13 protein-coding genes are annotated in these 14161 nt (G+C 36.2%); all 13 read right to left on the minus strand.

Annotated features, from left to right (window positions below; translation table 11 throughout):
* Positions 1–75 precede the first annotated feature (75 nt).
* The 13 genes from cysD to H4J61_RS07190 all read right to left on the minus strand — a co-directional run bounded on the left by cysD (position 76) and on the right by H4J61_RS07190 (position 14151).
* Complete coding sequence (gene cysD, locus H4J61_RS07130) at positions 76–975, minus strand: sulfate adenylyltransferase subunit CysD (protein ID WP_182184506.1); 900 nt, start codon at positions 973–975, stop codon at positions 76–78.
* Positions 976–1365: 390 nt separating this feature from the next.
* Positions 1366–3015 carry a glucose-6-phosphate isomerase gene (pgi, locus tag H4J61_RS07135; protein WP_182184507.1) on the minus strand — a complete coding sequence of 550 codons (1650 nt, stop codon included), beginning with the start codon at positions 3013–3015 and terminating at the stop codon, positions 1366–1368.
* Between the two features lie 1232 nt (positions 3016–4247).
* Positions 4248–4571: a nucleotidyltransferase domain-containing protein gene (locus H4J61_RS07140; RefSeq protein WP_182184508.1), complete on the minus strand. Its 324-nt coding sequence runs from the start codon at positions 4569–4571 to the stop codon at positions 4248–4250.
* 2 nt (positions 4572–4573) lie between these two features.
* Positions 4574–5002, minus strand: coding sequence for a nucleotidyltransferase substrate binding protein (locus H4J61_RS07145; RefSeq protein ID WP_182184509.1), 429 nt, complete (start codon positions 5000–5002; stop codon positions 4574–4576).
* Between the two features lie 111 nt (positions 5003–5113).
* Positions 5114–6016, minus strand: coding sequence for a UTP--glucose-1-phosphate uridylyltransferase GalU (gene galU, locus H4J61_RS07150; RefSeq protein ID WP_182184510.1), 903 nt, complete (start codon positions 6014–6016; stop codon positions 5114–5116).
* Positions 6017–6155: 139 nt separating this feature from the next.
* Positions 6156–7190: an NAD-dependent epimerase/dehydratase family protein gene (locus H4J61_RS07155; protein WP_182184511.1), complete on the minus strand. Its 1035-nt coding sequence runs from the start codon at positions 7188–7190 to the stop codon at positions 6156–6158.
* Between the two features lie 51 nt (positions 7191–7241).
* The gene (locus H4J61_RS07160; protein WP_182184512.1) at positions 7242–8408 is read right to left on the minus strand and encodes a nucleotide sugar dehydrogenase; all 1167 of its coding nucleotides are present in this window, start codon (positions 8406–8408) and stop codon (positions 7242–7244) included.
* A gap of 160 nt (positions 8409–8568) precedes the next feature.
* Positions 8569–9708, minus strand: coding sequence for a glycosyltransferase family 4 protein (locus H4J61_RS07165; RefSeq protein ID WP_182184513.1), 1140 nt, complete (start codon positions 9706–9708; stop codon positions 8569–8571).
* A 1-nt stretch (position 9709) separates the two neighbouring features.
* Entirely contained in the window at positions 9710–10228 is a 519-nt protein-coding gene (locus H4J61_RS07170; protein ID WP_182184514.1) for an acyltransferase, read from the minus strand.
* Between the two features lie 3 nt (positions 10229–10231).
* On the minus strand, positions 10232–11389 hold the full coding sequence (locus H4J61_RS07175; protein WP_182184515.1) for a glycosyltransferase family 4 protein: 1158 nt from the start codon (positions 11387–11389) through the stop codon (positions 10232–10234).
* On the minus strand, positions 11389–12453 hold the full coding sequence (locus tag H4J61_RS07180) for a glycosyltransferase (RefSeq protein WP_182184516.1): 1065 nt from the start codon (positions 12451–12453) through the stop codon (positions 11389–11391). The genes H4J61_RS07175 and H4J61_RS07180 overlap by 1 nt, the downstream gene beginning before the upstream one ends.
* Positions 12450–12977 (minus strand): acyltransferase, encoded by a 528-nt coding sequence (locus H4J61_RS07185; protein WP_182184517.1) that lies wholly within the window; start codon positions 12975–12977, stop codon positions 12450–12452. Before H4J61_RS07185 ends, H4J61_RS07180 begins: the two co-directional genes overlap by 4 nt.
* The gene (locus H4J61_RS07190) at positions 12949–14151 is read right to left on the minus strand and encodes a hypothetical protein (protein WP_182184518.1); all 1203 of its coding nucleotides are present in this window, start codon (positions 14149–14151) and stop codon (positions 12949–12951) included. Before H4J61_RS07190 ends, H4J61_RS07185 begins: the two co-directional genes overlap by 29 nt.
* Positions 14152–14161 lie beyond the last annotated feature (10 nt).

Consider the following 14161-nt stretch of genomic DNA (forward strand, 5'->3'; position numbering starts at 1 on the left):
ATTTCTACTCGACAAATTGTCGATTTAATTAAAATGCTAACACCGTAAAATAAACTGGAATAAGATGACAAAGTTTTAAAAATAACCTTCCATCTTTTTCTTCTCCATTGAGCCTGCTGAGTCGTGGTCAATCACACGACCTTGGCGCTCGGAGGTCTTGGTTAATAGCATTTCTTGAATAATTTCAGGTAAGGTTGTTGCGGTTGACTCAACAGCGCCGGTTAACGGATAACAACCTAAAGTTCTAAAGCGCACACTTTTCATTTGCACCACTTCGTCTTTACCAATAGGCATACGGTCGTCGTCAACCATGATTAAAGTGCCATCGCGTTCTACTACTGGGCGTTTCTCAGCTAAATAAAGTGGCACAATTTTAATGCCCTCTAAATAGATGTATTGCCAAATATCAAGCTCGGTCCAATTCGATAATGGAAAAACACGAATGCTTTCGCCTTTATTCACTTTACCGTTGTAAATGTTCCACAGCTCAGGGCGTTGGCTTTTAGGATCCCAGCGATGATTTTTATCACGAAATGAATACACACGCTCTTTCGCGCGTGATTTTTCTTCGTCACGTCGAGCGCCACCAAATGCCGCATCAAAACCATATTTATCAAGGGCTTGTTTTAAGCCTTGAGTTTTCATGATATCGGTATGCTTAGCACTACCATGCTCAAACGGACTAATATTCATCGCCATACCTTCGGCATTTTTATGCACGAGTAAATCAAAGCCATGTTCTCTCGCCATTTCATCGCGAAAGGCAATCATTTCTTTGAATTTCCAGTTGGTATCAACATGTAATAGCGGAAAAGGTATTTTTCCAGGAGCAAAGGCTTTTCGCGCAAGATGAAGTAGCACGGCGGAGTCTTTACCAACCGAGTAAAGCATCACAGGATTATCAAATTCTGCGGCAACTTCGCGCATGATATGAATAGATTCGGCTTCTAACTTTTGTAAATGGGTTAATTGCATTGCTGACCACTAATGTTGGCATGATATTATTGATTATCATCATGCCACAGCAGCAAATCATTATCCATATAACTAAAAGCTTGTTTATACCAAAAAAATATAAAGAGAAAGGAAGATTAAGCTTCTTATTCTAAAAATATAACCTACGCCAATTCAGTGAAGTAACTGATATAAGTCACTGAGCTAAGTGACTACCTAATGATAAGTGAGGAGCAATAATCTTACATGACTGTAAGTCATTAGAGTAATGCAGGAGCAATTACCGAGGTGGCTAGGAACAGCACTGTAGGCACAGGTTTATTGTTCCGGACTAAACATAAGTACCTACATCCCTGTAGGCAATGCAGATATTGTAGATTTAAACCAGATTACAATGATCGATTATGTATTTCAAATAGCATTAGTTAAGTTACTTTTATAACGACGAATTAATGCCAGTGACGAGGCAGAAAGCTTTTCGCTGTCAATATCGCTCATCGGCTGCGCCATCACGTTAAGTACTTCTTTGCCAAGCTGCTTACCTAATTCAACGCCCCATTGGTCGTATGAATTTACCTGCCAAATTACACCTTGAACAAATATTTTATGCTCATACAGCGCTAATAAAGCGCCAAGGGAGTGGGGATCTAACTGCTGCATTAAAATAGTATTACTTGGGGTATTACCTTTCATGGTTTTATGGGCAGCTAGCCTATTCGCTTCATCCTCAGTAGCGCCAGCATCCAGCATTTCTGCTTTCGCTTGCGCTAAAGTTTTACCTTGCATTAAGGCTTCACTCTGAGCGAAACAATTAGCCACCAAAGCGTCATGATTAGCCAAATGCTTACTCGTTGGGGCAAGAGAGAGAATAAAGTCAGTTGGAATAATATCGGCACTTTGATGCATTAACTGCATAAAGGCATGTTGGCCATTTGTACCTTCCTGACCAAAAACCACGGGAGCGGTTAAATAATTAAGCGTTTTACCGGTAATAGAAACCGACTTACCATTGCTTTCCATATCGGTTTGCTGCAAATAACCCGGCAAAGCTCTTAGCGCATGGTTATAAGGTAAAATAGCTAAACTAGGGTAACCTAAAGCATTTCGATTCCAAATACCGAGCAAAGCCATCATTACCGGCATATTCTGCTCAAACGGTGCATTTTTAAAATGCTCGTCCATGGCATTAGCACCGGCTTTTAATGCGTTAAAATGGCTGTTACCAATAATCAATGCCAGTGGCAAACCCACCGCTGACCATAAAGAAAACCGGCCACCAACCCAATCCCACATCGGCAAAATATTATCCGCATTAAGTCCAAACGCTGTTGCAGCCTCAATATTACTGCTGACCGCATACCAATGTTTCGCCATAACCTCTGCAGGTGAATAATGAGGTTCAACCAAAGCATTAAGCATCCAAGCTTTAACGATAGTGGCATTCAGCAAGGTTTCTTGGGTAGAAAAGGTTTTAGAAATCACCACCACGAGCGTGGTTGCGGCATTAAGTTTAGCAAATTTTTCTTGCGCGGCATCACCATCAACATTAGCCAGCACATGCGCTTTCAAACCTGGCTGGTGGTAAGGCACAAGTGCCGACAAGGCCACCTTAACACCGTAATAAGAGCCACCAATGCCGATAGCGAGAATATCAGTAAACTTTTCACCAGTAACTGAACACACCTTACCCGAATGCACATCATCAACAATGGCAGCCATTTTGGCTTCAGTGTTAATAACCTCATCAGCTTGCGGCCCTAACACATCAAGCTTAACCGAGTCAGGCGCACGTAATACCGTATGCAAAACAGCGCGCTGTTCGGTAGTGTTGATCTTTTCACCTGAAAACTGCGCTGATATTTTACCCGCAAGATCAACCTGTTCAGCCAAAGTAAATAGTGGCACAAACTCACTATCAACGATGTTTTGCTTAGCATAATCTAAAAATAAACCCGCCGCCGAAGTCGTATAGTTTTCACTGCGCTCAGGGTCGGAAAATAGTGAAAAAATATTACGCGTTAATGCCAGTTCAGTAAACTGCGATAAATTAGTTACGTCCATATACCTATACTTTTAATAAATGAGTGTTAATAAAAAAATGCCAATGCCCCTGATGGACTAAAGTCCAACCTACATAGAGCTGACAGATAACACCATAAAATTTTCAGCTTCCCTTTTGTAGGTCGGACTTTAGTCCGTCAACCGCCCAGCAAACAATTACTGTGATAGCTAAAACCCAAAAAATAAGCACTAATGCCAGCCATTGGCCAAAAAACCATAAAACCCGATGGACTAAAGTCCAACCTACATAGGACCTATATAGAGCCAACAAATAACACCATAAAATTTTCAGTTTATCTTTTGTAGGTCGGACTTTAGTCCGTCAACCACCCAGCAAGCAATTACCATGATGGCTAAAACCCAAAAGATAAGCACTAATGCCAACCATTGGCCAAAGAGCCATAAAACCCGATGGACTAAAGTCCAACCTACATAGGACCTACATAGAGCAGATAAATAACACCATAAAATTTTGAAGTTTATCTTTTGTAGGTCGGACTTTAGTCCGTCAACCGCCCAGCAAGCAATAACTATGAAGGCTAAAACCCAAAAGATAAACACTAATGCCAGCCATTAGCTAAATAGCCATAAAACCCGATGGACTAAAGTCCAACCTACATAGGATCTACATAGAGCAGACAAATAACACCATAAAATTTTGAAGCTTGTCTTTTGTAGGTCGGACTTTAGTCCGTCAACCACCCAGCAAGTAATTACCATGAAGGCTAAAACCCAAAAGATAAGCACTAATGCCAACCATTGGCCAAAAAGCCATAAAACCCGATGGACTAAAGTCCAACCTACATAGGACCTACATAGAGCCGACAAATAACATTATAAAATTTTGCAGCTTATCTTTTGTAGGTCGGACTTTAGTCCGTCAACCACCCAGCAAGCAAGTAATTACCATGATGGCTAAAACCCAAAAAATAAGCACTAATGCCAACCATTGGCTAAATAGCCATAAAACCCGATGGACTAAAGTCCAAACTACATAGGACCTACATAGAGCAGACAAATAACACCATAAAATTTTGCAACTTATCTTTTGTAGGTCGGACTTTAGTCCGTCAACCACAAAACCAGATAAACAAAAAAACCAACCAACAAGTAAACTAACAGCGATACGTTTTTTCTTGTTGCCTACGACAGTTGACAGCTGACAGCTCAAAACTAAAAGCTTACAGCTATGTTTTTCTGAAAGCTTAAAACTGATAGCTGACAGATTTTTCTTAGCTATATCTCTTTTCTTTTCCCGCTTTACGATAAAACTCTACACCAACTCGCTTAATATGTTCAAGTAAACTATTACTGTCTATATCTTCATAAATCGACAAGTCAAACTCATAAGGTAAGAGTAAATCATCTAACTCAATACTAATATTAATTAGGTCTTTATAAGTCAATTTTTCACCTAAAAGCGTTATATCAATATCAGACCCTATTTTAAAATTTCCCCTTGCTCTCGAGCCATAAAGTATTACCGTATCAATAGTTGAGTATTTTCTAAATATAGCTTTAATGGCATCAATAGCATCAGGTTCTAAGCCAAACATTATTAAAGTAAACTCTGATCTTTTGTTTGAAGATCATTTAATTTGGTATTCAGCAAGACAAAAGCATCGTAATACTCATTAATAATTTGTGCAGATATTTTAGCAGCAGTTTCACGACTATAAGTATGTGAAGTTAGCACTCTACTTTTAATCATTTCCATCCATAAACTGCCATTATCAATTAGACCGCGTTTAAAGGCCATACGAATAGCATCACGACTACCTTGAATACCAACTTCCGCCTGCGCTTCATAAAAATCTTTAATAACATTCCAGGCTAACTCATAGTTATATTCAAAGACCTGAATTAAGCCTTGCTCTTCCAGTTTACTGAGTGGGCGTTCTTTATTTAAATTTACAGCCTCAGATAACCCATTAAGGGCTAAATTAAAATTACTCAACCTTTGTTGCCATCGAACATCTAAAGACATATATAACCTTTGAGTGTTAAGAATGCAGTAAACCTGATTAGCTTTAAGCTGACTGCTATTCTTTTTTCTTTTCTTTAAACTGATAGCTGATAGCTTAAAACTTAAATCAACTTAACTATTCATCAAATCAGTTAAATAACTTCTAAAATCATCAGCCAATTCAGGATGACGCAAACCATATTCAACATTAGCCTTCATATAACCTAACTTAGAACCACAATCATGAGACTTACCCGTCATATGAAAGGCTTCAACGGTTTCTTTTTCCATCAACATCGCAATAGCATCCGTTAATTGAATTTCGTCACCCGCACCAGGTGGGGTTAATTTTAACAAATCCCAAATTTTTTCAGACAACACATAACGGCCAACCACAGCCAAGTTTGACGGCGCATCTGCCATCGCTGGTTTTTCAACAATAGCCGTCATAGTTTTCGACTCACCAGGGGCAAGTTCAACGCCACCACAATCAACCACACCGTAACTACTTACTTGTTCCATAGGCACAGGTTCAACCATAATCTGGCTGTAGCCACCAACTTCGTTATAACGCGTTAACATCGCCGCTAAATTTTCGGTTTTTAAATCCGCCGTAGCATCATCTAAAATAACATCAGGTAGCACAACAACAAATGGTTCGTTACCGATAATAGGGCGAGCTTTTAATACCGCATGACCTAAACCTTTGGCTTCGCCTTGGCGCACATGCAAAATGGTCACGTCTTTAGGACATATCGCTTGAATTTCATCAAGCAATTGACGTTTAACCCGTTTTTCTAAAGTAGTTTCAAGCTCAAATGATTTATCAAAATGGTTTTCAATGGCATTTTTAGAAGAGTGCGTCACTAAAACAATTTCTTTAATACCAGCCGCAATACATTCATTTACTATGTATTGAATAAGTGGTTTATCAACAATGGGCAGCATTTCTTTTGGAATGGCTTTTGTTGCTGGCAGCATCCGTGTACCTAACCCAGCTACAGGTATTACAGCTTTTTTTATTTTATTTGGCATCTTTGTCCTTAATTTTACATATAACTAACTTAAAGTGCGTTATATAAATTGTTTTGATGAAGTAATGTTTTCAGTATATATATAAAATGATACTAAATTGTATCATTTTATATATACGATAAATTTTGATATACAGTAACTATTTCTTATAAAACTCTTTATACCACTTTACAAATTCAGCAACACCTTTTTCAACGCTAACTTGCGATTTATAGCCTGTAGTATCAAATAAATCATTTACTTCAGCAAATGTTTGGTAAACATCGCCCGCCTGCATTTCACGAAAATTTTTCTTTGCTTCAATACCAAGTTCATCTTCGATGGCTTTAACAAATCCCATCAAATTAATCGGCGACCCATGCCCTATATTATAAATAGAATAAGGGGCTGAACTAGAGGCTGGCGAGCCACTTTCAACTTTCCATGTAATATCTCGTTCAGGTATTACATCGGCAATGCGAACAACACCTTCAACAATGTCATCTACATGGGTAAAGTCACGCCACATATCACCATTGTTGTTAATATCAATAGTGTCGCCATCTAGAATTTTTTTTGTAAATATATAAGGCGCCATATCTGGTCGCCCCCATGAACCGTAAACTGTAAAAAATCGTAGACCAGTAGTTGGAATATCATAAAGATGAGAGTAGCTATGCGCCATCAATTCATTAGATTTTTTAGTAGCAGCATAAAGTGAAACAGGATGGTCAACCGAATCGCTAGTGGAAAACGGTGTTTTATTATTTAAACCGTAAACAGAACTAGAAGAAGCATATATTAAATGTTCAATATTGTTATTACGACAACCTTCAAGAATAGTTAAATGGCCAATTAAATTAGAGTCGGCATAGGCCATAGGATTATCAATTGAATACCTAACTCCTGCTTGGGCTGCTAAATGAATAACACGATCAAATTTTTCATTGATGAATAATGTGGCAATCCCTTCACGTTCTGTAAGGTCTAACTTTATAAATCGAAAATTCCCGTTAATATTTTTAGCGTTGCTATCTGTAAACTGATCTAACTCAGCCAAACGTGCTAATTTAAGATTAACATCATAATAATCATTGAGATTATCAATACCAACAACATCATGACCTTGTTCACATAAACGTTTTGTTACGTGAAAGCCTATAAACCCGGCCGCGCCGGTTACTAAATACTTCATAAAAAGCTCTTAATAGTTTGAATAAAACACTTGTTAAAAAATCACTGCCAACTAATCACTGCCAAAGAGATCACGGGTATAAACTTTATCGACAACGTCAGCTAGTTCGTCGTCCATTCGGTTTGACACTATCACATCTGAAATTGTTTTAAATGCTGCAAGATCGTTATATACTGCTGAATGAAAAAATTCTTTTTCTTCTAATACTGGCTCATAAATCACCACTTCAATACCTTTAGCTTTGATTCGTTTCATAATACCTTGAATAGATGAAGACCTAAAATTGTCTGAGCCACTTTTCATGATCAAACGATACACACCGACCACTTTAGGGTTTTTACTGATAATAGAATCGGCGATAAAATCTTTACGTGTGGTGTTAGAATCAACAATTGCACTGATCAAGTTGTTAGGTACGTCTTGGTAATTAGCTAACAGCTGTTTGGTATCTTTAGGTAAACAATAACCACCGTAACCAAAAGAAGGATTATTATAATGTGATCCAATACGAGGGTCTAATCCTACTCCTTCAATAATTTGCTTAGCATTTAAGTTGTGCGTTTCCGCATAAGAATCTAATTCATTAAAATAAGAAACACGCATAGCAAGATAAGTGTTCGAAAAAAGTTTAACAGCTTCGGCTTCAGTAGAGTTAGTAAACAAAATATCAATATTTTTCTTTATCGCGCCTTCTGCTAATAAATTAGCAAATATAGTTGCTCGCTCTGTCTTTTCACCCACGATAATACGTGAAGGATGCAAATTATCAAAAAGTGCACGACCTTCTCGTAAGAACTCAGGTGAAAATAGTATATTTTCACAGCCCAATTTTTCTTTAATACGTGCCGTATAACCAACAGGTACAGTAGACTTAATGACCATAACTGCTGTTGGGTTAATAGCCATTACATCTTTAATGACCGCTTCAACACTTTTTGTGTTGAAAGTGTTAGTTACCGTGTCGTAATCTGTTGGCGTGGCAATAATTACATAGTCGGCGTTTTTATAGGCAAATTCTTTATCTAGGGTTGCAGTAAAATCAATCGTTTTATTTCGCAAGAAGTCTTCAATTTCAACATCTGAAATAGGCGATTTTTTATCTTTTAATAAATCAACTTTCTCTTTAATAATATCAACCGCAATAACAGTGTTATGTTGCGCTAACAACATTGCGTTTGATAGGCCTACATAACCCGTTCCAGCGATTGTGATATTCATATTATTCCTTTATGGTAATAGTCATAAATGAGGTGAACATTTACGGTTTTTGGTAAAAATCAACATTCTGTAATTTGAAGTATTTAAACTAGCCAAGCACTTATCTATAAAATCTATTTACTCATTAAGTGGTATGATTTCACAGTAAAAAATAATAAAATCATTTAAGCATACCTTTGTAAACTTCGAGCAGCTTCTCCCATAGGATTGCACTATCAAAATGTTCTTCTATCCTCTGCCTTCCTTGACTTCCTAATTTTTTAGCAAGCTTTTCATCTTTAATCAAAGTTCTCATTGCGCTGGAAAGTTCTTCCACAGATTTAGACTTCACTAAAATACCAGTATAATTATCCATAACACTTTCTCTACAACCGATTACATCAAAGGCAATAACTGGAAGTTCCATGGCAGACGCTTCGATAGCAACATTTCCAAACCCTTCTCGGTATGACGGAAAAACAAACACATCCGCACATTGAAAGTATTCTTCTACACAATACGACCACGGAGCCAGGTGTATTTTTGGGCTTATATTAATTAAATCTAAGATACGGGTGTCCAATGGGTCGGTATCATCAAAAGCACCTTGAATAATCAAGTGCGTATTACCAAGATCATTTAACAAAGAAAATGCCTCGACGAGTTCAGTTATCCCTTTATCTTTTCTTAGTCTGCCACTATACAAACAAACTTTATCTGAATCACCTATATTGAATTTTTCGCGTATTAAATCGGCTCTAACTTTTAAGTCTTGTGAACGCGTAAATTTGCCCAAATCAACGCCATTGCTTGACCCTTCACCTAATACAAATATTTTGTTTGGATTTACAAGGCCACTATCAATAAAGTCCTTGCTAATCTCTTTTGATATACAAAAAACATTACTAGACAATTTACAAATGAGTTTATCAATCAGCATATAGCATTTTCTTTTTAAACCTACCTCGCTCTCATAAGCTCTTCCTCTTATAGTGAATATCACATTTCTATGATGACTAAAAAAAGAAGCCATGGCACCGAGTAGAGAGGCTTTAGGTGTTGAAATACTTATAACATCATATTTATTGAATATAAGGTGCCTCCACAATTTAAAGAGAGATAACAAATCGTTAAAGGGTGAAGGTCGTTTACACATAGGTATTTCAACAGTCTTAATGCCTTGTTCTCTAAGTAATTGATGTTCAGGACCAGGTGCAGCAATAGCAGTAACATCAACTCCTCTATCTTTCAAAAACTTAAATTGATCCCTATATAAACTATATAAATTTTGCGATACAGTAATAATCACACACAATTTCATATTATTTTCTTGCCTTTATTTTTTTTGCAGGGACACCAGAATATATTGTGTGAGGCTCTGTAGAGCCAATAACAACAGAATTTGCAGCAATTAAAGAGCATGGTGCTATGTAGGCTCCACTTGTTATAGTTGCATGTGAGGCAATCCAACAACCACACTCAATAGTAATGAGAGCAGCCTTTGACTTTCCGAAGTAATTTTCACCTGTATAGCCATGAGTTAAGGAGGCTATAATTACGTATGGCGAAAGTAAAACGTCATCCTTTATAACTACTCCACCAATAGCGTTTATCCACGTACCTTTCGCCAAATAAACATTTGTTCCAATAATCAACTTATCAATACCAAGTAATGTGACATCCCTACCGACTGTAAGGCCACTAGGCCTATTGGGTAGAATACAAGACATCAAAATGCCTCGCATACGAATGCTTATTCTATTGTCAGGTAACCAAGCACACATTAGCTGCATAAACCACATAGGCAGCGCAAATCTAAATTGGTATTTTATTTGTTCCAATATTTAGCCCTTTATAAACTTAGAAAAAAAGCTCTGCCTTTTTAAGGTTATTATTTCATGATCATATTTACGAGACTCATCGATATTTCTTTTCGATATTTGATCAAATTCATTCTTCTTTAACATTAAATTATCAATCGTTTTGCTTAGTAGAGAAATATTACCAGCAGGATGAATAAACTTATCTTCTATAAGTTCTGGTATACCTCCAGTAGTAGAGCCTAACGCTACACACCCGCGACTCATAGCCTCTATTAGTGACCGTGGCAAGCCCTCTTGAAGGCTTGGTTGCATGTATACGTCAATATTATCTAACCAATCCCATACAGGCTTACCACTGGGCAATGGTTCATCAAAATAAACACTATCTTCAACCCCCAGTTCCTTTGCTAATAATTTATATTCTAAAGAGTCACCTTTTCCGAGTATTCTAAACTCAAACTCTTTATCTAACCATTTTGCCTTTGCTAAAGCTCTAATAGCTATATCAATACCCTTATACTTAGTTTTATAGTTACCAATAAGCCCAAAGGTGATTTTTTTGCCATAACTCCTTTTTGACCAATTAGCTTCTTTTGTGTGAACCATTACATTACTTGCAGAAACGGTCGTTATACCCTCGCAACAAGGATATCTCGATTGTAAAAAATGATTTGTAACATAAAGAACAAAATTAGATCTCTTTACAGCGGAACGCATTCTCATATAGGCCAGTGGCGCATATAACTTAGCAAGTATACTTCCGTAATTCCATAAACCGTCCCAAATACAACCAACAACTTCAATACAAATTGGCTTGCCTTGTTTTATTGCTTCGTCAATTGCTATTAGGCCATTTTCACTTGGAAGTCTTGCAATCACACAATCTGAATCTCTAACCAAATCAGCTATATTTTGAGCAACTTTTTTACCATTTTTGATTAATGCTACTGGATTTGATAACTTATCAACAAAATTAAATTGAACATTTTCATGCGTTGAAAGAACATGGTTATTTTCAGCTGAACTTACTCTCCCACCAAACCGGCCTATGACATTTAACGTATCACAATGCTCTAAATATTTATTCCATAAACTTGATGGAAAACCGCCTGGCGAATATATTTTCCCATCACCACCTTGAAGAAATACGTGGTCATGAACAAATAATAGTTTTCTCATTAACTTCCGCTCCAGATTGAATATATTATTTTACAATGTTTTTCATAAATAAAAGGGGATTGCTCTAACTCTGATTTAATGCCCATTCGATCGTCCTCTACATGAAAGGCATTAATTTCATTTTTCCACTCAAGCTCTGATCCTTTCGAAGTAGTTAAGCATTTTACATGACTTGAATATTTAGCTATTTCAAGTGCACCTAATAGTTTCGCTGAAATAACTGGCACACCACAACTAAGCGACTCTAGAACAACACCTGGTAAACCTTCCCGCAATGAAGGCAATACCATCAGGTCGTAATTATTGATTGTTTCAAGAGGATTTGAAGTCTCGCCTTTTAAATTAACGATATCTATTAGGTTTTGTTTTTCTATTAATGCTTTAAGGCTGTCAACATAAGCGCTTTCGCCTTCACCAAAAATATCAAGTGTAATATTATCGTCCTTTGAAAATGACGAAAAAACATTAATAATAAATTTATGATTTTTCACTGGATCTATTCGACCGAGCATAATAATTCTCTTATGCTCTCCCTTTAATGTATGTTTTGGGGAATCTAAGACTGTTGAAGTATCAATGCCATTGTAAACTGTTTCCCACTTATTTAACGGTGTATTAGTGAGTGTTCTTGCGCCATCGCAAACACCAATGACCTTAGTCGAAAAGGCATTGGTTAACATATTAAATAAAACTTTTTTTGTCTTATAAATAGCACCATGCCCATAATCTGCAGCAGTTCTAATATGCGAAATTCTTACCGGCACATGCAATATTTTTGCTACAAAGCAATATACACCACTAGCTAAGTTTGCATTAATATGTATAACTGTCGGTTGTACTTGCTTAAGGACGTAATAATAACTCTGTAAGATGCTTGTTTTTTTATCACGGTAAACAATTTCAGCTAGTTTTCTAAATTCGTCATCTAAAACACCTGTATCGCCTGAAGTTAAAAAAATAGTAACTTCAACACTGTAATTTAGCTTTATAAACTTAAGTAAATTCAAAGTTCTTATTTCAGCACCGCCACGGTGTAAGCGACTCAATAATATTAATACCTTCAACTGATAAACCTCTCTATGATCGCTTTTCTTTTATCTTCAGCATTAAGATCTCTAAAATAAGAAAATCTACTTCTATTTCGAGTAAGAAACTCATCTAAAGAACAAATATACTTCGCAGGCACTCCAGCATAAACACTATTTTCTTCAAGTATGCCTTTTACAATACTTCCAGCGCCAACTATCACATTATTTTGAATCGTTGTGCCTGGTAATAACACTGAATTAACGCCAACAAATACGTTATCACCAATGGTAACTTTGTCGAAAAGTTCAATAAGAGGCTCTTTAGCTCGAAATAGCTGCAGTGAACCGTCATGAGTTATAAATTCTACCCCTTTAGCAACAGTAACATTATCTCCAATATCAACAAGATAAGGCTCTGAGCCAAAAGTTCCTGAATTTGGTCTGATTATTCTACAATTCCTCCCTACTTTGACACCTATAACTACGGCAAATTTTATAGGGTTTCGCTTCATTAAAAAGTATAAATAAATTTTATGTATGAGTTGATTTAAAGTAACCATTGAAATACCTTATTGAAATAACTAACATTAGTGACCACTCTATTACTGTTGCTAATAACAACGCCCAAAAAACCCCCATTAAATCACTTGACTTAAAAACGAACAAAAATAACGACAAAGCGATAAGGTTTACAATTGTAAATATTAATTGTAGTGAGTATTTATTCGTACTGACAAAAGCAGTTCCCATTAAGTTTGATGACGCCTTAAACGAGGCCGAAAATGACAAAATAAACAAACCTAAACTATATGAAGCAACATCTTTATTAAATAACAGCGTCAATATATCTTCGCTAAAAGTAAAAGTAATAAAGAGTAAGATGATAGAGAGTAAAAGCACAATAAATTGAGATTCAACTAATTTTTTTAAAAACAATTTTTTGCTATGAATTCTGTTCGTAAAGTGTGGTAAATAATATGTACCTAAGGCATTGGTAACCAAATTAACCGCTGTTAATAAATATGATATACAACCAAATGTAGCGAGCGAACTAGTTCCCATAGCAATACCGATGTAAGTTCTACTACCGCTAGTAGCGAGTGATTGAAACGAGCTACTGAGCCCCATTGTATACATCTTTTTTAAAATCAGTTTTAATTCATCAAAACTAATCCAAACGGGTTTAGCTATAAATACCCAACTTCTTAAGCACCAAAAAACACAGTACAAAATAGCACTTAATATCATTAAATCATTGAAGTTAGAGGTTAAGTATAGCGATAAAAGAACACAAAAAAGTAACCCTACACCTCTCGTTATCTTTATTTTTGCAAAACTTATAAATTCTAAATTTTTTGAAAAATATGCAGCAAAAAAATCATCAAACTGCTCTAATAATTTAATTAATAATACAAAGCTAATAACACCGAATGAAATAGATGAATAAAAAAACAAACTATATATAGCAAACGACAAACCGATACCAACAGCCGAATATATTATTCTAGCTACCAATAACTTCCCTTTATTTTCATCAACATCAAAATCTTTTGTTGTTATAACATACGCATTAAATTTTAACGCAAAAAAGATCATTACTGGTGCGGATATCGCTAAAGCTAAAAAATATTCGCCTAATTCATTGGGAGTAAAATTTTTAGAAAGTATTGATAAAACTAAAAATTGACAAATAACATAACAAACATTGGCAAAGAGTAAAAAGACACCTGACATAGTAGATTTA

This window comes from Colwellia sp. MB3u-4 (genome assembly GCF_014077065.1).
Lineage (GTDB): Bacteria > Pseudomonadota > Gammaproteobacteria > Enterobacterales > Alteromonadaceae > Cognaticolwellia.

What these genes read in the sequence shown, in the direction of transcription:
- cysD (WP_182184506.1), bottom strand. Translation starts at nt 975, where the DNA reads ATGCAATTAACCCATTTACAAAAGTTAGAAGCCGAATCTATTCATATC.
- pgi (WP_182184507.1), bottom strand. Translation starts at nt 3,015, where the DNA reads ATGGACGTAACTAATTTATCGCAGTTTACTGAACTGGCATTAACGCGT.
- H4J61_RS07140 (WP_182184508.1), bottom strand. Translation starts at nt 4,571, where the DNA reads ATGTTTGGCTTAGAACCTGATGCTATTGATGCCATTAAAGCTATATTT.
- H4J61_RS07145 (WP_182184509.1), bottom strand. Translation starts at nt 5,002, where the DNA reads ATGTCTTTAGATGTTCGATGGCAACAAAGGTTGAGTAATTTTAATTTA.
- galU (WP_182184510.1), bottom strand. Translation starts at nt 6,016, where the DNA reads ATGCCAAATAAAATAAAAAAAGCTGTAATACCTGTAGCTGGGTTAGGT.
- H4J61_RS07155 (WP_182184511.1), bottom strand. Translation starts at nt 7,190, where the DNA reads ATGAAGTATTTAGTAACCGGCGCGGCCGGGTTTATAGGCTTTCACGTA.
- H4J61_RS07160 (WP_182184512.1), bottom strand. Translation starts at nt 8,408, where the DNA reads ATGAATATCACAATCGCTGGAACGGGTTATGTAGGCCTATCAAACGCA.
- H4J61_RS07165 (WP_182184513.1), bottom strand. Translation starts at nt 9,708, where the DNA reads ATGAAATTGTGTGTGATTATTACTGTATCGCAAAATTTATATAGTTTA.
- H4J61_RS07175 (WP_182184515.1), bottom strand. Translation starts at nt 11,389, where the DNA reads ATGAGAAAACTATTATTTGTTCATGACCACGTATTTCTTCAAGGTGGT.
- H4J61_RS07185 (WP_182184517.1), bottom strand. Translation starts at nt 12,977, where the DNA reads ATGGTTACTTTAAATCAACTCATACATAAAATTTATTTATACTTTTTA.
- H4J61_RS07190 (WP_182184518.1), bottom strand. Translation starts at nt 14,151, where the DNA reads ATGTCAGGTGTCTTTTTACTCTTTGCCAATGTTTGTTATGTTATTTGT.